A 19395-nucleotide genomic window follows, 5' to 3' on the forward strand; every position below is an offset into this window, starting at 1 on the left:
CTCGTAACATAAAGCTTGCCTCGAATCGATGGACGCCCTAAAAACCGACCATGCGGTCAATGATACGGATCAGCACCTACAGGAGAACTAAGTGATGGACGCATTCATTTGCGACGCGACGCGCACTCCGATTGGGCGATATGGGGGGGCTTTGTCGTCAGTCAGGACAGATGATCTGGCCGCGATTCCATTGGCCGCCCTGAAAGAGTGCAACCCGCAGGTTGATTGGGCCAGCGTTGATGATGTGATCTATGGCGATGCCAACCAGGCGGGTGAAAGCAACCGCAATGTGGCGCGGATGGCGGCCTTGTTGGCTGGATTGCCGGTTGATGTGCCCGGAACAACAGTGAACCGATTGTGCGCCAGTGGAATGGATGCGGTTGGAATGGCGGCGCGGGGCATCAAGGCGGGCGATTATGATCTGGCTGTGGCCGGCGGCGTCGAAAGCATGTCGCGGGCGCCCTTTGTGATGCCCAAGGCGACCTCGGCCTTTACCCGCAGCAATGCGGTCTATGATACGACGATCGGCTGGCGCTTTGTGAACCCGAAGATGAAACAGGCCTATGGCATCGACTCGATGCCGCAAACGGCCGACAATGTGGCCGAAGACTTTGGTATCAGCCGCGATGACCAAGATGCTTTTGCGGCGCGCAGTCAGGCCCGATGGGCCGCCGCGCACGAGGCAGGTCTGTTCCGGGATGAAATCACCCCGGTCACGATCCCGCAACGCAAGGGCGATCCGATCATTGTTGATATGGATGAACATCCGCGCCCGGATGTTACCGTGGACAAACTGTCTGGTCTCAAAGGTGTCAACGGGCCGGATAAGACGGTGACCGCTGGCAACGCCTCGGGCGTCAATGATGGCGCTGCAGCCATTTTGATGGCCAATGAGGCGGCAGCGTCAAAGAACGGCCTGACCCCGATGGCTCGGGTCGTGGGCATGTCTGTCGCCGGGGTTGAGCCGCGTGTCATGGGCATTGGCCCGGTTCCGGCTAGCCGCAAAGTTTTGGCCCGCGCCGGGCTGAGCATCGAGCAAATGGACGTGATAGAGTTGAATGAGGCCTTCGCGTCCCAGGGTCTGGCGACACTGCGCGAACTGGGCCTGCCAGACGACGCGCCACAGGTGAACCCGAATGGGGGCGCGATTGCCATTGGCCACCCGTTGGGCATGTCCGGCGCAAGGTTGGTTATGACCGCGGCCTATCAGTTGCGGCGTACGGGCGGGCGATACGCGCTGTGCACCATGTGTGTCGGCGTCGGTCAGGGCGCAGCGCTTATTCTTGAACGCGTATAGGGGAGATGACGGGACATGTATGCTCAGATGGTTAAGTCCGAGGCGACACAGGAAGATCCTGCAAAGCTTGCTGCCTTTCAGGCGCGCATAGACGCTGACGAAAAGATCGAACCCAAGGATTGGATGCCCGAAGGCTATCGCAAGACGCTGATCCGCCAGATCGGCCAGCACGCCCATTCCGAAATCGTTGGGCAACTGCCCGAGGCGAACTGGATCACGCGGGCACCCACACTGGAACGCAAGGCGATCCTGTTGGCAAAAGTTCAGGACGAGGCCGGGCATGGTCTGTACCTTTACTGCGCCGCCGAAACACTGGGTGTCAGCCGGGATGAGATCACCGAAATGCTGCTGGACGGGCGCATGAAATACTCGTCCATCTTCAACTATCCCACCCTGAACTGGGCTGATGTTGGTGCCGTTGGCTGGCTGGTGGATGGCGCCGCGATCATGAACCAGGTGCCGTTGCAGCGCACGTCTTACGGTCCCTATTCACGCGCCATGATCCGCATCTGCAAAGAAGAGAGCTTTCATCAGCGTCAGGGCTATGACGCCATCCGCAAGATGGCCGAAGGCACGCCGGACCAGAAACGAATGGCGCAGGACGCTTTGAACCGCTTTTGGTACCCATCGCTGATGATGTTTGGACCGTCCGACAAGGACTCGGTGCATTCTACGCAGTCGATGAAATGGAAGATCAAGATGAACACCAATGACGAGCTGCGTCAGAAATTCGTCGATCAGACTGTGCCACAGGCCGAGTATCTGGGCCTGACCATCCCTGACCCAAAGCTGAATTGGAACGACGATCGCGGCCATTATGATTTCTCAGAACCCGACTGGTCCGAGTTCTTCGATGTCATCAGTGGCAATGGCCCCTGCAACACCGACCGGCTGGCCGCCCGAAACCAAGCCTGGGACGACGGCAAATGGGTGCGCGACGGGCTGATGGCCCATGCCGAAAAGAAACGCTCTGGCACAGTGGCTGCCGAATAAGTCGACCCTGAGGAGGAAACCCGATGAAAAACGAATGGCCCCTGTGGGAAGTCTTTATCCGCGGTCAGCATGGTATGAGCCACCGTCACGTCGGCTCGTTGCATGCCCCGGACGCGGAGATGGCCATCAAGAACGCGCGCGATGTCTATACCCGCCGCAACGAAGGTGTGTCGATCTGGGTGGTCGAGGCGAATAATATCTCGGCCTCCTCGCCCAGCGACAAGGGCCCATTATACGAGCCCAGCGAAAGCAAGGTCTATCGTCACCCGACCTTTTTCGACATCCCCGATGAAGTGGGGGCCATGTGATGGACCGGGACACGGCATTTGTACAATTCCTTCTACGGATGGGCGACAACGACCTGGTCCTTGGCCATCGCGTCAGTGAATGGTGCGGCCATGCGCCGGTGCTGGAAGAGGATATCGCACTGGCCAACACGGCCTTGGACCTGATCGGGCAGACTCAGATGTGGTTGGGTCTGGCGGGGGAAATCCAAGGCGGCAAAACCGCTGACGATCTGGCCTTCCTGCGCGATGCCTGGGATTTCCGCAATGTGCTGCTGGTCGAGGTTCCAAATGGGGATTTTGGCCGGACCCTGATGCGCCAGTTCCTGTTCGATGCGTGGCATTCCATCATGCAGGGACGCTTGCTCAACTCTACGGATGACCGTGTCGCGGCCATTGCCGCGAAAGCCAGTAAAGAGGTGGCTTATCACCTGGAACGCTCGGGCGACACGGTGGTTGGTCTGGGGGACGGAACAGCGGAAAGCCACGCTCGGATGCAGTCGGCTCTGGACTACCTGTGGCCGTATGTCGGCGAGATGTTCACCAGCGACGAAGTTGACGCCGAGATGGTCGCGGCGGGCATTGCGCCGAACCCCGCGGATCTGCGCGCGGAGTTTGACGCTTTGGTGCAGCGGATCCTGTCTGAGGCGACCTTGACGATCCCGGAAGGCGGCTTTGCCCATAAAGGTGGGCGTGACGGGCGGATGCATACGGAACATCTGGGTCATCTGTTGACACAGATGCAGTGGCTGCAACGCGCCTATCCCGAAGCAAGCTGGTAACGCCGATGGATCGGGCATCGACCAAACAAATCTGGGAATGGCTGGATGCTGTTCCTGACCCTGAAATTCCGGTGATTTCGGTGGTCGATCTTGGCATTGTGCGCGATGTGCAGTGGCAGGACGAGACGTTGAAGGTGACGGTCACTCCAACCTATTCCGGCTGTCCGGCAACATCCATTATCAGCCTGGATATCGAAACCGCCTTGCACGATCGCGGGATCAGTGACGTGCAGATCGAAACCAGCATCGCCCCGGCCTGGACCACCGACTGGCTCAGCGAAAAGGGCCGGGCACGGCTGGAGGACTATGGCATTGCCCCACCGCAACCGGCGGGCGGCCCGGATCGCTGCCCGCGCTGCGGTAGCAAAGCGGTCGAGAAGGTCAGCCAGTTCGGTTCGACCCCTTGCAAGGCGCATTGGCGATGCACCGACTGCCTGGAACCATTTGACTATTTCAAGTGCATCTGAGGAGGACCACCGGATGGCACGTTTCCACGACCTGAAAGTCACAGATATCCACAAAACCATTCGCGATGCGGTGGTGGTGACACTGGAACCTGTGAACGGCGCTGCAGATCAGTTCGATTTCACCGCCGGTCAATATCTGACATTTCGTCGCGAATTTGAGGGCGAAGAACTGCGCCGGTCCTACTCGATCTGCGCGGGCAAGGATGAAGGCGTGCTGCAGGTTGGCATCAAACGTGTTGAAGGCGGCGCCTTTTCCGGATGGGCGAATTCTGAACTGAATGTCGGCGACATCGTCGAGGCCATGCCGCCGATGGGCAGCTTTCATACTCCGATAGATGCGGGTGCGGAAAAGCAATATCTGGGCTTTGCAGGGGGCTCGGGGATTACTCCGGTCCTGTCGATCCTCAAAACGACCCTCGCACAGGAACCGCAATCACGCTTTACCCTTATCTATGCCAATAAGGGCATCAACACGATCATGTTCCGCGAGGATCTCGAAGACCTCAAGAACCTCTATATGGGTCGCCTCAACGTGATCCACGTTCTTGAGACGGATTCACAGGAGATCGAGCTGTTCACCGGTTTGGTAACCCAGGAAAAATGCGCAGAGTTGTTCAAACATTGGGTCGATATCGACCATGTCGACAGCGCATTTATCTGCGGCCCGGAACCGATGATGCTGGGCATTGCCGCCGCATTGCGCGAACACGGTCTGGATGACGGCCAGATCAAGTTCGAGCTGTTCGCCAGCGCCCAGCCCGGGCGGGCCAGGGCCAAGCCGGTCTCGGCGGACGCAGCCACGCAAGGCAACCAAAGCAGCGCGTCGATCACGCTGGACGGATCCACCCAGACCGTGACCATACCCAAGGACCAGTCCATTCTTGAGGCCGCCCTGGCAAACGCTATGGATGCCCCGTTTGCCTGCAAGGCGGGGGTCTGTTCGACCTGCCGCTGCAAGGTGCTTGAGGGCGAGGTCGAGATGCTCGCCAATCACGCGCTGGAAGACTACGAAGTGGAAAAAGGCTATGTGCTAAGCTGCCAGGCCTATCCGGTAACAGACCGCGTGGTCGTGGATTACGACCGGTAGAAAGGGGGCAGATATGTCCGATTCAATGACACTCGACAGCTATCTGGCCGCAGGCGGTGTTCTGACAAACCCATCGAATGTGCCGCCTCGCTATCGGGCCGAGCTGATGAAGCTGATGGCGACATTTGTCGACAGTGAACTGGCCGGGGCTGCCGGGTTTGCCGACATCATCAATCAGGGGCCGGGGATCAAAGAACGGATCGCCGCCGCAAAGATCGTGCTGGAAAAGTCAGATCACGCAAATTGTGTTCTCAGCATCATGGGCGAATTTGGCGCAGATACCGAACGCTATGCCAATCACCATCCTTGGACCATGCGCTTGTCGCGGGATGCGGATATCGGGGCCACCCGGTCCGAGCATGACATGCGTCTGGCGGTGTTCAACTATCCGCTGTCCGGCTGGACAGACGCTGTGGTCATGAATCTGCTGATGAGCCGCGCGGTGGCCGAACAACTGGCCGAGTATTCCACCATCTCGTATCAGCCTCTGGCCGAAGCCTTCCGATCCATCGCCCCGGTCGAGGCGCATCATGGCGAGCTGGCGTTGGAAGGGGCGGTCAAACTGATCGAGAACGGTGCGGCGGACGACATGCAGAACTCGGTCACTTACTGGCGGCCTCGGGTTGCGGTGTCCTTCGGCGGCGATGACCCGAAACGGTTCGAGCTGTTGAAATCAATGGGCCTGCGTCGCAACACAAACAGCGCATTGCAGGACCGTTGGGGCCAGACAATGGCTGCAACTCTGGCAACGCTTGGCCTCAAATCGCCTGCTTGAACGATAGCGCCCTAGGCGGACACCCTTCTCGCTCTATCCAAAGAGCCGCCCGAACTGAGGGTTGGGGTCTTCGATACCGGCCAATCGAAGCATATGCCAGGCAAGCGCTTGATTGCTGGAAATGACTGGAATCCCGATCTTTTCTTCTGCCCGAACAATGACGTCAAGGCATCGCAGGTTCGTGCAAGAGACAATGACAGCATCGCAGGGCGCTTGAGCCGCGACCTTTTCAATAGCGACAAGGATCGACTCTTCTGTGATCCGCGCAACAACGCGGTCATTTCCTTCCTCGAACGACCCGAAACCTGCGATTTCGAAACCGGCCTGTTCCAGCTTTGTGCGCATCCCAGCGGAAACTTCGGGAATATAGGGGGTGACGAAGCCCAATCGTCGGGCTCCTAAATGCTGACCGGCAGCGATGATTGCCGCCAACGGATCGGTCACACGTGCATCCGGGCAGACCGTCTTTATCACCTTGGCCACATTCTCGGACCCGATCACGGTCGAGGCCGAGGTACAGCCAAATCCGATTGCATCAAAGCTGAGCGATGGTGGCAAAAGCCGTGCCGTCGCAGGCAAGTCCTGTTCCATCCGCGCCAGTGTGTCGGGTCGGATTTCAGGCACCATCGGAATCCGGCTGTGATAGAGCGCGACACCAGCTAGGCGCATGATCCGAGAGAATTCGTTCTCTAACGTCTCGTCAGTCTCAAGAACAATCACACCTAGATTGGCGCGGGTGCCAATGCCTTCGTCTGTTTCGAAATCAAGCTTCATGATTGGCCTCAGATGATTGGTAGTTCGGGCGCGGCGCGTTTGGTCAAAAGCTCTGCCCCACTTGCACGTATGACGATGTTCTCTTCGTGCACCATGACCCGACCGTCGCCATAGCCAAGCGATGGTTCAAGGGTCAGTACCATATTTTCGGTGATCTCAGTTGTATCCCAACTGGTGTGCGAGGGCCATTCGGTCAGCTGCATGCCAAGCCCATGACCCAGCCTGCCGACGTCACCACCCTGATCGTCGAGCTCAGCGATCACCTTCTGCATCGCTTGAAACAATTCTCGGCAAGTCGCTCCGGGGCGAGCTGCGGCGATCCCGGCCTCAGTCGCGCGCCAAAGAACATCATATGCACGGCGTGAGGCGTCATCGGCGCGGCCAATGGCCCAATTACGATCGAAGTCGCAAAAATACCCGTCCCAGTTGGCCCCCGTGTCGAGCATCAGCACATCGCCGCGCGCCAGCGGGCGGCGCGACGGGGGCGAGATGACGTCGTGATAGCCACCCGTATCCGCACCGCCGACCAAATACGGAACATCATCGGCACCCTGCGCCAGCCCTTCGCGCCGAAAGGAGCGGAAAACATCCTCAAGCGGCTGCCCTTCGCGGGCGATTTCGGGCACCCGCTCAAATGTGCGCGACCCGATGGCGCAGATATAGGTGAGTTTTTCGATCTCGGCATCGGATTTCACCATTCGCAAGCCTCGGACGATCTCGGTCGCGTCAGTGATCTTTAGCCCATTCAGGCCCGAGATCAGCCGCTCATAATCGCCAAGGGGCATCCGTAAATGGGTTTCGTGGCCCTTCATCAGGCCAACAGTCTCGCCGCGGCTGGCAAGCGGCGCCAGCAGATCGGTCAACAGCCCAATACCGTCATCCTTTGGTGCAGGTGCGCCCCAGGTGCGGATATCTGTGACCCAGGTTCGCCGCATAAGGTCTGCGCCGATCTCAGGGATGATTGCGATGGGCTTGCCGGATGCCGGGATGAACAGGAACCATGGGCGGGTCGGGCTTTGCCAAAACAGTGTGTGGAACCCGCTGAAATAGCGCACATCCGGTTCAGTTGTCAGCAATATGCCCGCCATACCGGTTTCGGCCATCTTTGTCTGCGCCGCTGCGGTACGCGTTGCGAATTCTTGTTGGTCAACACCACGTCGTGGGGCGTTCATGACTCTTGATCCTTTCGCAGGGGCAACCGGTCCTGAACCAATCGGGCCCAGAATTCAGCTCCGATCGGCAGCAGTTCATCATTGAAATCATAGTCAGACGCATGGAGCGGTTGGCCATGCGGCCCGGTCTCGCCATTGCCCAGCAACAGGAAACATCCTGGCACGGCGGCCGAAAACTGGGCGAAATCCTCAGAAAAACTCATCGGTGCCCGATCTTTGATCAGGTCACAACCGGCGGCTTCGGCTGCGCGATATACCGCAAGGGCCGGAGTGGCGGCGTTGATGGTCTCGACGAACTGCGTATCAAAGCTGACCGATGCTTGAATGCCATGTGCTGCCGCAATCCCTTCGGTGATCTGGCGCATGAAACCTTCGATGGCGTTGCGGTCTTCGGGCGATCTGGCGCGAAAATCTCCTTTGAGAGTGGCGTTGCCCGGCAAGACGTTTCGCTGGCCGTCCGTCAGGAATTCGGTCACGGACACTACCGCGCCAGAGGCGGGCGCAAGCTTTCGTGCCACCACGGTCTGCAATGCCACCACAATCTCGGACCCTACGGTAATTGCATCAACGCCGGTTTGTGGCATCGAGGCATGACCGCCCTGGCCTTTAACCGTGATCTCGAACAGGGTTTCACTGTTACAGATAATACCGGCGCGGGTCGAAATCTGACCGGTTGGAGCGCCTGGCAAATTGTGGATTGCATAGATTTCTTCGACCGGAAATTGCTCTAGCACACCGTCGTCGATCATCGCGCGCGCGCCCAGGCCGTGCTCTTCGTTTGGCTGGAATAGAAAAACAACCGTACCGTCAAAGGTAGGTTCTTTCGCCAGACGCTCTGCCGCCCCAAGCAGCATGGTTGTATGTCCATCGTGGCCACAAGCATGCATCACACCGGGTGAGGTCGAGACATAGTCATGGGACGAGGTTTCGGTGATTGGAAGCGCATCCAAGTCAGCACGCAGGCCAATGGCTTTGTTGCCAACGCCGGATCGAAGCACACCGACAACGCCTGCGCCTTCGTGCACTTCGATCCCAAGGGCGCGCAGCCGTTCAGCGACAACCGACTTGGTCCGCGCCTCTTGAAAGCCCAGTTCCGGGTGCCTGTGCAAATCCCGCCGAAGCGCGATCATACGGTTCTCTAAATCGCTCATTTCTTCATCCGCGTGTGAGTTGCATCGGTTCTACAGGATAGGGCTGCGTGTTTCGCATCAAATTTCCGACCCTAAAGCAGAAAAAATTGCACAAAAGCGCCAAGTTCAGATCGGAAGCTCCAGACCAATCTTTGTACGGTCCATCGCGACAGATGTGCGAAATCTGCGGACATTCGAGTTATCGAAAAACAAGCGATGGGTCAGGTCCTCGAAATCCTCCATGTCCTGCGCGACGCAGATAAGAACAAAGTCGGCATCACCGGTCACATAATAGCATTGCTGAACTTGCGGCTCGTTCCTGGCGCGTTTGCGGAACAGATCGAGTTGCTGAAGCGATTCCCGGTCAAGTTCGACCAGAACAATGAAGGTCATCTTATAATCAAAGCGCGACGGGTTTAGCACCGCGACCTCTTTCAGGATTAGCCCGGAATCTCGCAACCGCTTGAGCCGCCGCTGCACCGAGGGAACTGAAAGACTGCATTCTTGCGCCAGCTGTTCCAGCCCGATTCGACAATCCCTTTGCAGGGTTCTGAGGATTATCGTGTCTGCATCATCAAGTTGTTGGTTCATGAAAAATCCTCGCGATGGAAGAGGCAGGTTTGAAACATATTATCGAGATTAGGGTCAAATACGATAAATAGAAATAGGTCGATCATGCACAATCTCTGCACATGGAAAAAGCGGATGAAAATACATGACAGCGACCGACGACCTAAGCTTCGCCCCGGATTTCGTCCGTGCGCAGGAGTTTTTTCAGGGGCAAGAGACCTATGCTGTATCGCCGCTGATTGAAATCACGGGGCCGGATGGTCAGAGCATTCTGGCCAAGAACGAGACAGAGCGTATGGGGCTTGGCGCATTCAAAGCTTTGGGGGCACCCTATGCGGTTGCACGCCTTCTCGAGGAGGCATGGCACGAGAATACCGGTGAAACGCTCTCCTTTACGCGGATGAAGGATGCCGATTTTCGGGAATTCGCATCTGGCCACACATTCGTCTGCGCAAGTGCAGGCAACCACGGAATGGGCGTTGCGGCTGGGGCGCGGGCGATGGGTGCAAAGGCGCGAATTCATCTGGCGCAGACCGTACCGCAAGGGTTCGGCGACCGTCTTAGAACCTTCGGTGCCGAGGTTGTCCGTTCGGGCGATGTTTATGACGAAAGCGTCGCCGCCGCTATTGCTGACGCCAAAACCACCGGTGCCACGCTTTTGGCCGACGGAACCTGGCCTGGTTACACCGAGATTCCGAAACTGGTGATGGAGGGCTATTGCGTCATCGCCGAAGAGTTGCGCGCGCGGTTCGAGGCCTCGGGGCAGTGGCCTACGCATGTCTATCTGCAGGCCGGTGTCGGTGGGTTGGCCGCCGCAATGTCGCATATGATCCGTCTGAACTGGGCGGAACAGCCTGAACTGATCGTTGTCGAACCCGGCGCTGCGTCCTGTTTGCGGGCCAGTCACTTGGCCGGACGGGCCACCCGCAGCGATGGGCCGGATTCGAATATGGGTCGGCTTGACTGCAAGGCACCGTCGATCGTGGCCTGGGATGTGCTCGAGCGCTGCGGCGTGAGCTACGAAACCCTTTCCGAAGAAGAAGGCCAGGCAGCCGCAGAAGCTGTCACAGCACTTGGAATCGCGACCACGCCGTCAGGCGCGGCCGGTTACGGCGCCCTGTGCAAGAGAACCAACCAACAGGCGAGGACGCAGGAAATACGTCCTCTTGTCATCATCTCAGAAGGGCTCGCATGAGCGGGCAAGAAAGGACTAACAGAATGACATCCATCTTTAGCAAGCTGATTACCTCGGCGGTTTTCGCGGCAGGTCTGTCGACTGCTGCCTTTGCGGACACCTGGAAATTCGCCTCGGAAGAGGACAAAGGCGACGTACAGGATATCTTTGCACAGGCCTTCGCCGAAAGTGTCAAAGAGCAGTCCAATGGCGACATCAAAGTGCGTATCTACTACTACGGTCAGTTGGGTACCGAGAACGATATTGTCGAGCTGACATCTAAGGGTACGGTCCAGTTCGTATCGGTGGGCACCGGTCACCTGGGGTCTTATGTGCCCGAGGCGCAGGTTCTTGATCTTCCCTATGTTCTGGGCGGTGATATCGACGTGATCCGCGAAGTTCTGACCACCAGCCCGACCATCTATGAAGACCTCAGCGAGAAATTCGAGAAGGTGAACCTAAAGCTGCTCACTATGATCTCGGAAGGCGACATGGCCTGGGGTGCCAACAAGGCGATCCGCAGCCCCGCTGATTTCGAAGGTCAAAAGATCCGTACCTTCACCTCGACCATTCCGGTGGAAACATTCAAGGCGTTTGGCGCCAACCCGACTCCTTTGTCCTGGGGCGAGGTCTATGGCGCGCTGCAGTTGAAGACCGTCGATGGCATGGTGAACCCGATCTATTTCATCTACAACGCCAAGTGGCATGAGGTTCAGGATTACCTGATCTTCCCGGGCCAGCTTCCTTACGTCGGCACCGTTTCCACCAACAGTGAATGGTTCAACGGTCTGCCCGCGGATCAGCAAGAGATGGTCAAGAACGCCATCGCCGAGGGCGAGCAGGCTGCGCATGATTATCAGATCAAGATCAATCTGGAAAACATGGACAAGATCAAGGCCGAGCGCCCCGATCTGCAGGTCATTGTCCTGACCGAGGACGAGCGCGCTGTCTTTGAAGCCCAAAGCGCCACATTGCATGAAACATTCTTCGATGTGGTCGAAAACGCCTATGACGACGCCGAGAAACCTGCGGCCCGCGCGCAAGCCCAGAAGATCCTCGACGGCCTGCTTAACGAGGTGAGCGATGCGTCGCAATAAGAGCTGACATCACTGAAAGGCGCGGCGTCTCATTCAGGCGTCGCGTCTTTCATTTACGGAACGCTGACTGGCGGGCCGAGGGAGGGAAAATCATGAAAAGCGCATTGGTCGCCCTGAGTAGGGGCACCGAGTTCATCGAGAAATTCGTTATCATTCTGGCCATATTGTTGATGATGGTGAATTCGACCGCTAACGCCATTGGCCGCTACGCCTTTGGCAAAAGCCTGTTCTTCTCGGAAGAGCTGAACCAGTTTCTGATTGTCAGCGTGACCTTTTTTGGATTTGCCTATGCGGTTCGGAAAGGTCGGAACATTCGGATGACGGCGGTTTATGACACGCTGTCCCGCCGGTCCAAGAAAGTGATCCTGACGCTGATTTCGATCACGACCAGCATGCTGCTGGCCTTTTTGGCCTATAAGTCCGTGTTCTACGTGCTTGAGATCAAAGAGCTGAACCGTCTGAGCCCGGCGCTGCAGTTTCCGGTCTATATCATCTACTCGGTGATCCCGGTCGGCCTGTTTATGGCCAGCCTGCAATATCTGATCGCATTCATCATGAATGTCACTCATGTCGGCATCTGGCACTCGTACGAGGTCGAGGACAATGACGCAGTGGATGTAGGAGTCTGAGATGCCCGGATTCCTTGATTTCTTTGGCGATGTCATAGCTGGTGAGCTGGATATCTATGTAATCACCTTTGCTCTGGTCGTGGCGATGGTGGTTCTGCTGTTCCTCAGCTACCCGATGGTTGTTCCGCTAGCGGTTGCCACGCTGATTGGCCTTGTTCATTTCTCGCAAAGCGATACTGGCGTCATCATCCAGCAGATGGTCACCGGCATTTCGCCAAACGCGCTGATCGCTGTGCCGATGTTCATATTCGCCGCCGATATCATGGCGAGAGGTCATACGGCCAACAATCTGCTGGGGCTGATCGAAGCCTTTGTCGGTCACCGCCGGGCCGGATTGCCGATCACGGCCTGCATCAGTTGCACATTGTTCGGCTCGGTTTCGGGTTCGACTCAGGCTACCGTGGTTTCGATTGGTCAGATCATGCGGCCAAAGCTGCTGAAGGCCGGTTACAAGGACAGTTTTGTCATGGCGTTGATCATCAATGCCAGCGACATCGCCTTCCTTATCCCTCCAAGCATCGGGATGATCCTATATGGCACGCTGGCCAATACCAGCGTGGGCGAGCTGTTCATTGCAGGAATTGGTCCGGGCGTTGTTCTGGCGCTGATGTTTTCGGTCTATTGCTATTTCTACAGCGTCCTGCAGGGCGATCTGATCGCGCGGGTGCCAAAGAAATCCGGGGCCGAGCGGCGCGCAGCGTTTCGCAAGGCCATACTGCCGCTTGGTTTCCCGGTCCTGATCGTCGGCGGTATCTACACCGGCGCAGTGACCCCGACCGAAGCAGCCTCGTTTTCGGTGCTTTATGCGCTGATCGTCGAATGCGTGATTTATCGGGAACTGAAACTCAACGACGTTTTGGATTCCGCTCTCAGCACAGGATTGATTACGGCGGTTGTGTTCATCCTTGTCGGGATCGGTCAGGCGTTCTCCTGGTATATTTCCTTCGAACAGATCCCACAGGGCTTGTTAGAGCCGCTGAACCTGGAAGGCGCGTCGCAGGAATACATCCTGTTCATCATCGCGCTGTGCTTCTTCGTGGGATGTATGTTCGTCGACTCGCTGGTCGTGCTTGTCATCCTTACGCCAATCTTCGTTCCGATCGTGGATGCCTCGGGGATTGATCCGGTTCTTGTCGGGGTTATGGTGACGCTGCAGATGGCCATCGGATCAGCAACACCGCCGTTTGGCTGCGATATCTTCACCGCAATCGCGATTTTCAACAGACCTTATCTTGAGGTGATCCGGGGCACTTTGCCGTTCTTCGCGATCCTGGCGCTGATGACGGCTATGCTGATCTACTTCCCGGGTATCGCGCTGTTCCTCAGGGATCTGGCGGCGTTTTGACAAAATGAATGACGGATGGCCGGTTGTTTTGAATCGGCCATCCAAACTTGATCCGAAGATCAGCGCCCAATACCGACGTAACTATCGAAGCCGGATTTCTTGACGGCGGGTTCGGAATAGATATTGCGCAGATCGACCATTCGGGGGGATTTCATCGTGCCAGCTAGTTCGCTCAGATTGAGCGCACGGAACTCGTTCCATTCGGTCAACAGCACAACGACATCCGCATCAGCAGCAGCAGCATAGGGGTCTTCGCACCATTCGACGCCGGGCAGCAGGGCCTCACCTTCGGAACGCCCCTGAGGGTCGACAACCCGCACCGTTGCCCCACCACCGATCAGTGCAGGCACGATAGTTAACGAGGGCGCATCACGCATATCGTCGGTATTGGGTTTGAAGGTCACGCCCAGAACAGCGATCGTTTTTCCATTGAAACTGTCGTCGCAGACATCTCGGATTTTCTGGATCATCCGTTTCTTGACCTCGTCATTCACCCGGATGACGGTTTCGGTGATCTGCATCGGGTGGGCATGTTCCTGACCGATCCGGGCCAGAGCGGCGGTGTCTTTTGGAAAGCACGATCCGCCATATCCCGGACCTGCATGTAGGAATTTATTGCCAATGCGTCCATCCAGACCGATGCCTCGGGCGACCTCTTTCACGTCGCCGCCAACACGTTCGCACAGGCCTGCGATCTCATTTATAAAGGTGATCTTGGTCGCAAGAAACGCGTTAGCGGCGTATTTGATCATCTCTGCGCTTTCCAGATCGGTGGTCAGGATCGGGAAGTCCCGCAGGTAAAGCGGGCGGTATATTTCCGCCATGACATCGGCGGCGCGGTCTGATTCAACGCCGACAACCACACGATCCGGGCGCATGAAATCATCAATGGCGGCCCCTTCGCGCAAGAATTCAGGGTTCGAGGCGACGTCGAATTCGGCCTTCGGGTTGGCGGCAGAAATGACCTGATGCACCTTGCGATTGGTGCCAACTGGAACGGTCGATTTGGTTACCACCACAGTGTAGCCCGTAATCGCATGCGCAATTTCTTCTGCGGCGGCCATCACATAAGTCAGATCGGCGTGACCGTCCCCGCGACGTGTGGGCGTGCCCACGGCAATAAAAACAGCATCCGCACCATCCACTGCTGCGGCCAGGTCCGTGGAAAAGCTGAGCCGACCAGCGGCTACGTTTTTGGCCATCAGGACGTCAAGCCCGGGCTCATATATCGGGACTTCGCCAGCCTGCAGCATCTCAATTTTCTGTTCGGCCTTGTCGACGCAAATGACATCATGGCCGAAATCGGAAAAACATACCCCGGACACCAAACCTACATAGCCGGTTCCGATCATCGCAATACGCATACTAAAATACCCTTCTTAACAAATACCGCCTTTGGCGCGCACACATTCGAAGAAAGTTCCGCCGGTTTCAATGCCTGTCAGCGTGCTTGGGTTGCATTCCGGGGATTCTTGCTGTTTTTGGGTCGGCAATCATACACATTTGTTTTCGTAGGGCGGAACTATGACAAAAACGGCATTAATCACCGGGATTACCGGACAAGACGGATCGTATCTGGCCGAGTTTTTGTTGGAAAAAGGTTATGAAGTTCACGGCATTAAGCGTAGGGCGTCCTCATTCAACACGCAACGCATCGATCACATCTATCAGGATCCACACGTTCCCAATCCCAAACTGCACCTGCACTATGGAGATCTGAGCGATACGTCTAACCTGACGCGAATCATTCGCGAAGTGCAGCCGGACGAGGTCTATAACCTAGGCGCACAGTCCCATGTGGCCGTCAGTTTTGAATCCCCGGAATACACTGCGGATGTGGATGCCATTGGTACTTTGCGTTTGCTGGAAGCGATACGTTTTCTCGGGCTCGAGAAAAAGACACGCTTCTATCAGGCCTCGACCTCGGAACTCTACGGTCTGGTGCAAGAGACCCCGCAACGCGAAACCACCCCGTTCCACCCACGGTCACCTTATGCGGTTGCCAAACTTTATTCTTACTGGATCACGGTCAATTACCGTGAGGCCTATGGCATGTATGCCTGTAACGGGATCCTGTTTAACCACGAAAGCCCGCGCCGGGGCGAAACTTTTGTTACCCGCAAGATCACACGCGGTTTGGCAAATATTGCGCAAGGATTGGAAAGTTGCCTGTACATGGGCAATATCGACAGTCTGCGGGATTGGGGCCACGCGAAGGACTATGTGCGGATGCAGTGGCTGATGCTGCAGCAGGACAATCCTGAGGATTTCGTGATTGCGACCGGGGTTCAGTATTCGGTACGACAGTTCATTGAATGGTCGGCAGCCGAGCTTGGCGTTTCACTGGAATTCACCGGGTCAGGCGTTGACGAAACCGCGACTGTCGTCTCGATCGAGGGGGACAAAGCCCCGGGATTGAAACCCGGTGACGTCGTGATGCGGATAGACCCGCAATATTTTCGCCCGGCCGAGGTCGAGACCCTTCTGGGCGATCCCTCAAACGCCAAGAACAAACTGGGTTGGGTACCAGAACTGACCGTGCAGGAAATGTGCGCTGAGATGGTGACCGAAGACCTGAAGACGGCCAAACGTCACGCGCTTTTGAAAGAGCACGGGTTTGAGCTGCCAATGAGCCTGGAAAACGGCTGAGGAGGCCCTCATGCGTAAGATCTATGTTGCCGGGCATCGTGGTATGGTTGGCGGCGCAATCCTGCGTCGTTTGCAAAACCGCAAGGACGAAGGCGAAGCGCTGGAGTTGATCACGCGCAGGCATTCCGAACTGGATCTGACCGACCAATCCGCCGTGCGTGATTTTATGCAGACTGAGCGTCCGGATATGGTGATCCTAGCCGCGGCCAAGGTCGGTGGGATTCACGCAAATAACACGTACCCCGCAGATTTCATTTACGAAAACCTGATGATTGAATGCAACGTGATTCATCAGGCTTTTGCAGCGGGGGTAAAGCATTTGCTACAGCTGGGCAGCTCGTGCATTTACCCACGGGCTGTGCCTCAGCCCATGCGTGAAGACGCTTTGCTGACCGGCGTGCTGGAACCCACCAACGAACCCTATGCCGTTGCAAAGATCGCCGGGATCAAGCTGTGTGAAAGCTATAATCGCCAACATGGCGTCGATTACCGGTCGGTTATGCCAACCAATCTTTACGGACCCGGAGACAATTTTCACCCCGAAAACAGCCATGTCCTGCCGGCCCTGATCCGCAGATTCCACGAGGCACAGCGCGACGGGCTGGAAGAAGTGGTGATCTGGGGCACAGGAAAACCGCGGCGCGAGTTTTTGCATGTCGATGATATGGCCGAGGCGTCCTTGTTTGTGCTCGACTTACCGCGCGATATCTACGATGCGAATACCCAGCCGATGCTGAGCCATATCAATGTGGGATGCGGCGAAGATATCTCAATCGCTGAGCTGGCGGCCCTGGTGGCCGGAACAACCGGATTCACGGGTAAGATCACTCAGGATGTCAGCAAGCCTGACGGGACACTGCGCAAGTTGATGGATGTGTCCCGACTGGCCGATATGGGGTGGCGAGCACGCGTTGGACTCGAAGATGGTATCCGGGAGACCTATGCGTGGTTTCTGGAGCAGGCAGACACCGATTTGCGCGCCAAATGACCGCCTGGGCATAGCTCCGGACGGTCTAAAGCTCAGAACCAGCGACCGGTTGCGATTACCGTTGGGGACAGGCTGCTTGTGTCCGAGGATGCCGATAGAACCTTAAAGGGCACTTCTGTTTCAGTGGCCGCGCCCAAACCTATAAACCGGCTTGTCGCGCCGCCACTGCCACCGACCGAGGGTGAGGTTCCGGACGCAAAGGCTGCGGGAAAGCTCCAGGTGGTCTCGGCGCTGGAATACAGCGATCCTTCGGCGTTCACGCAATCGGTGGGCGTCAGAACGCCCGTGCAGATTTGTGTACCATCCGCAAACCGGACGTATTCGCCAATGGCGGTTGATCCGCGTTCGACGACCGCGCCGGTTGGCACCCCGGCGGTTTCTGACACAGAGCCCAGCAGGTTTCCGGGGCAGTAGCCATAGTCGGCCCGCATCAGGCGACCTGCGGTGATGTCTTCGGCATCGTTTTGAATGGCAGAGCCAGAGGCTATTCCGGTGGCGGGGTCAAAGCTCAGCGCCTCGGTCCAGGATCCGCCATCAGCCGAGACTTTGATGGAAAAACCGGTATTGCCAGACAATCCCATTTCCGCATGGCCAACCCAGTTTGACTGGAACAAAAGCGAGGCGGTATCCCCGGCCGCTGCCTTGTTGATCTTCAACTGGTGACCCGCCCCGTCATGGCTGAACAACGTCGCAGGCGACCGGATCGAAAGCCGATTGGTGCTGTCATACCCTGTCGCGATACCGACACCGTCCAGGTTCTGGGTTGCGACCTGAGGCTCAGACCAGTCTGCGCCGTCCCAGATCTTCAACCGGTTGGCCTGTTCATCCCAGGCCAGCCAGCCGATTCCCGGGGTCACAAAATGCCAGGCGTCATCCAACCAGGCCGCAAGGGCGCCCGGCTGCGCGGCCCAATCCCCGGTAGGGTTGGCGCCAAGCGCGTGAATCTCGCCCTGTTCCGGCACCGCAGGCGGGACCGAGGCGTTTGTCGACGCTACGCTCAGCTGGACAATCAGGTCCAGAGCACGCAGCGCCTCGTTATGGGTGACGTGTTTCTGGGCCTGCGAAGGTTGCAGGAAAGGTAAATCCAATCTGGGTGAGTTTTGTGACACGGGTGGCGTCCTCCTGTAGCTGTCGGTCCGACTATTGCATTGCGCGCTACATTGCCGTGCCCAGGATGAATCCGTTCTGATCTGACCGAACGTTCGAATAATCATTTGCTAACGTTTGGAGGATTCCATGGGGCGTAGCCAAAGGTCTGGATTCAACGAAAAAGGACAGCCGAAGCTGCCCTTAAGTTTACCAATCGCCGCTAAAGGTTAGCTGCGGGCGTACACATCCTCGTACCGGATGATGTCGTCCTCACCCAGATAAGACCCGGTCTGGACCTCGATCAGAACCATCGGCACCTTGCCCGGATTCTCCATCCGATGAACGGCGCCGAGCGGGATGTAGACAGATTGGTTTTCAGAGATCAGGCGCACATCTTCGTCGATCGTAACTTTTGCCGTGCCCTGAACAACGATCCAGTGTTCAGACCGGTGGTGATGGGATTGCAGGCTTAGTGAGGCGCCGGGGTGAACGTGTATGCGTTTGACCTGGAACCGATCCCCGATGACCAGGCTTTCGAACCAGCCCCAAGGGCGATGATCGACCGGCAGCGATTCCGCTTGTTTGGCACCTTTGGCCTTCAGGGCCGCAACCGCCTGTTTGACGTCCTGAGCCTTGTCCATGCTGGCCACCAAAACCGCATCGGGCATGGCGACCGCAATCATGTTTTCCAGACCCATCGCAACAACTTCTTGCGTGGGGGTTTCTGAACGCACCAATACGTTCCGGCAGTCAATGGTGGTAACCTGGCCCGTGGTGGCAACGCCATCGGCGTCTGGATTGCTCAGCTCTTGAACTGCCGACCAGCTGCCGACATCCGACCAGCCAGAGGCGTAAGGAACAACGCTCAGATTGCGGGCTTTCTCCATGACCGCGTAGTCGATCGAGATATCCTCGACCGTGCCCCAGGCTTGGGGATCGAGGCGCAGAAACCCGAGGTCGGCCTTTGCCTCACGGACGGCCTTGCCGACCGGGTCCAGCAGTGCGGACGCATGTTCTTTGAATGCAGCAATTATGTCTTTGACCGCGAACAGAAATATCCCCGAATTCCAAAGATAGCTGCCATCGGCGATCA

Annotated in this window: 20 protein-coding genes; 13 read left to right on the forward strand and 7 right to left on the reverse strand. The window is 57.2% G+C overall.

Features of this window, described 5'->3' with window-relative positions; all coding sequences use genetic code 11:
• The first annotated feature begins 94 nt into the window (after nt 1-94).
• The 7 genes from pcaF to AC2FH0_RS08095 are packed head-to-tail and all read left to right on the forward strand — an operon-like array spanning nt 95 to nt 5685.
• Complete coding sequence (gene pcaF, locus AC2FH0_RS08065) at nt 95-1297, forward strand: 3-oxoadipyl-CoA thiolase (protein ID WP_496789032.1); 1203 nt, start codon at nt 95-97, stop codon at nt 1295-1297.
• A 15-nt stretch (nt 1298-1312) separates the two neighbouring features.
• A complete protein-coding gene (gene paaA, locus AC2FH0_RS08070; protein WP_496698310.1) occupies nt 1313-2290 on the forward strand; it encodes a 1,2-phenylacetyl-CoA epoxidase subunit PaaA in 978 nt (325 codons plus the stop codon).
• Between the two features lie 23 nt (nt 2291-2313).
• Nucleotides 2314-2598, forward strand: coding sequence for a 1,2-phenylacetyl-CoA epoxidase subunit PaaB (gene paaB / locus AC2FH0_RS08075; protein ID WP_142639870.1), 285 nt, complete (start codon nt 2314-2316; stop codon nt 2596-2598).
• Nucleotides 2598-3356 (forward strand): 1,2-phenylacetyl-CoA epoxidase subunit PaaC, encoded by a 759-nt coding sequence (paaC, locus tag AC2FH0_RS08080; protein ID WP_496789034.1) that lies wholly within the window; start codon nt 2598-2600, stop codon nt 3354-3356. Before paaB ends, paaC begins: the two co-directional genes overlap by 1 nt.
• Nucleotides 3357-3361: 5 nt before the next feature.
• Nucleotides 3362-3823, forward strand: coding sequence for a 1,2-phenylacetyl-CoA epoxidase subunit PaaD (gene paaD / locus AC2FH0_RS08085; protein WP_142639942.1), 462 nt, complete (start codon nt 3362-3364; stop codon nt 3821-3823).
• Nucleotides 3824-3836: 13 nt separating this feature from the next.
• Nucleotides 3837-4910, forward strand: a complete 1074-nt coding sequence (locus tag AC2FH0_RS08090) for a 2Fe-2S iron-sulfur cluster-binding protein (RefSeq protein ID WP_496789035.1) — start codon at nt 3837-3839, stop codon at nt 4908-4910.
• Between the two features lie 13 nt (nt 4911-4923).
• Nucleotides 4924-5685, forward strand: a complete 762-nt coding sequence (locus AC2FH0_RS08095) for a Phenylacetic acid catabolic protein (protein WP_496789036.1) — start codon at nt 4924-4926, stop codon at nt 5683-5685.
• Nucleotides 5686-5718: 33 nt separating this feature from the next.
• Here the strand turns inward: AC2FH0_RS08095 and AC2FH0_RS08100 are convergent, their stop codons facing one another.
• The 4 genes from AC2FH0_RS08100 to AC2FH0_RS08115 form a co-directional block, all read right to left on the reverse strand.
• Complete coding sequence (locus AC2FH0_RS08100) at nt 5719-6459, reverse strand: maleate cis-trans isomerase family protein (RefSeq protein WP_496789038.1); 741 nt, start codon at nt 6457-6459, stop codon at nt 5719-5721.
• 8 nt (nt 6460-6467) lie between these two features.
• Entirely contained in the window at nt 6468-7631 is a 1164-nt protein-coding gene (locus AC2FH0_RS08105; protein ID WP_496789039.1) for a M24 family metallopeptidase, read from the reverse strand.
• On the reverse strand, nt 7628-8782 hold the full coding sequence (locus AC2FH0_RS08110; protein ID WP_496789040.1) for an amidohydrolase: 1155 nt from the start codon (nt 8780-8782) through the stop codon (nt 7628-7630). The genes AC2FH0_RS08105 and AC2FH0_RS08110 overlap by 4 nt, the downstream gene beginning before the upstream one ends.
• A 105-nt stretch (nt 8783-8887) precedes the next feature.
• Entirely contained in the window at nt 8888-9352 is a 465-nt protein-coding gene (locus AC2FH0_RS08115; protein WP_271949042.1) for an Lrp/AsnC family transcriptional regulator, read from the reverse strand.
• Between the two features lie 124 nt (nt 9353-9476).
• Here AC2FH0_RS08115 and AC2FH0_RS08120 point away from each other — a divergent pair, with 124 nt between their 5' ends.
• The 4 genes from AC2FH0_RS08120 (at nt 9477) to AC2FH0_RS08135 (ending at nt 13576) form a co-directional block, all read left to right on the forward strand.
• Nucleotides 9477-10526: a pyridoxal-phosphate dependent enzyme gene (locus AC2FH0_RS08120; protein WP_496705028.1), complete on the forward strand. Its 1050-nt coding sequence runs from the start codon at nt 9477-9479 to the stop codon at nt 10524-10526.
• Between the two features lie 23 nt (nt 10527-10549).
• Nucleotides 10550-11602: a TRAP transporter substrate-binding protein gene (locus AC2FH0_RS08125; RefSeq protein WP_496709815.1), complete on the forward strand. Its 1053-nt coding sequence runs from the start codon at nt 10550-10552 to the stop codon at nt 11600-11602.
• Between the two features lie 92 nt (nt 11603-11694).
• Entirely contained in the window at nt 11695-12231 is a 537-nt protein-coding gene (locus AC2FH0_RS08130; RefSeq protein WP_271949035.1) for a TRAP transporter small permease, read from the forward strand.
• Nucleotides 12232-12292: 61 nt separating this feature from the next.
• Nucleotides 12293-13576 (forward strand): TRAP transporter large permease, encoded by a 1284-nt coding sequence (locus tag AC2FH0_RS08135; RefSeq protein ID WP_416383921.1) that lies wholly within the window; start codon nt 12293-12295, stop codon nt 13574-13576.
• Nucleotides 13577-13635: 59 nt separating this feature from the next.
• On the opposite strand, the gene AC2FH0_RS08140 is transcribed toward AC2FH0_RS08135, so the two are convergent.
• Nucleotides 13636-14940, reverse strand: a complete 1305-nt coding sequence (locus AC2FH0_RS08140) for a UDP-glucose dehydrogenase family protein (protein ID WP_142639848.1) — start codon at nt 14938-14940, stop codon at nt 13636-13638.
• 160 nt (nt 14941-15100) lie between these two features.
• Between AC2FH0_RS08140 and gmd the strand changes: the two genes are divergently transcribed.
• Both gmd and fcl read left to right on the forward strand, forming a co-directional pair.
• Nucleotides 15101-16225 (forward strand): GDP-mannose 4,6-dehydratase, encoded by a 1125-nt coding sequence (gene gmd, locus AC2FH0_RS08145; RefSeq protein ID WP_142639846.1) that lies wholly within the window; start codon nt 15101-15103, stop codon nt 16223-16225.
• A gap of 10 nt (nt 16226-16235) precedes the next feature.
• Complete coding sequence (gene fcl / locus AC2FH0_RS08150; RefSeq protein ID WP_496789041.1) at nt 16236-17213, forward strand: GDP-L-fucose synthase; 978 nt, start codon at nt 16236-16238, stop codon at nt 17211-17213.
• 32 nt (nt 17214-17245) lie between these two features.
• Here the strand turns inward: fcl and AC2FH0_RS08155 are convergent, their stop codons facing one another.
• Together AC2FH0_RS08155 and AC2FH0_RS08160 are read right to left on the reverse strand one after the other, a co-directional pair.
• Nucleotides 17246-18322 carry a DUF2793 domain-containing protein gene (locus tag AC2FH0_RS08155; RefSeq protein WP_496789043.1) on the reverse strand — a complete coding sequence of 359 codons (1077 nt, stop codon included), beginning with the start codon at nt 18320-18322 and terminating at the stop codon, nt 17246-17248.
• A gap of 207 nt (nt 18323-18529) precedes the next feature.
• A partial coding sequence (locus tag AC2FH0_RS08160) for a cupin domain-containing protein (RefSeq protein WP_496789044.1) occupies nt 18530-19395 on the reverse strand: 866 nt, incomplete at its 5' end.

The organism is Ruegeria sp. CDSC051, assembly GCF_059610665.1.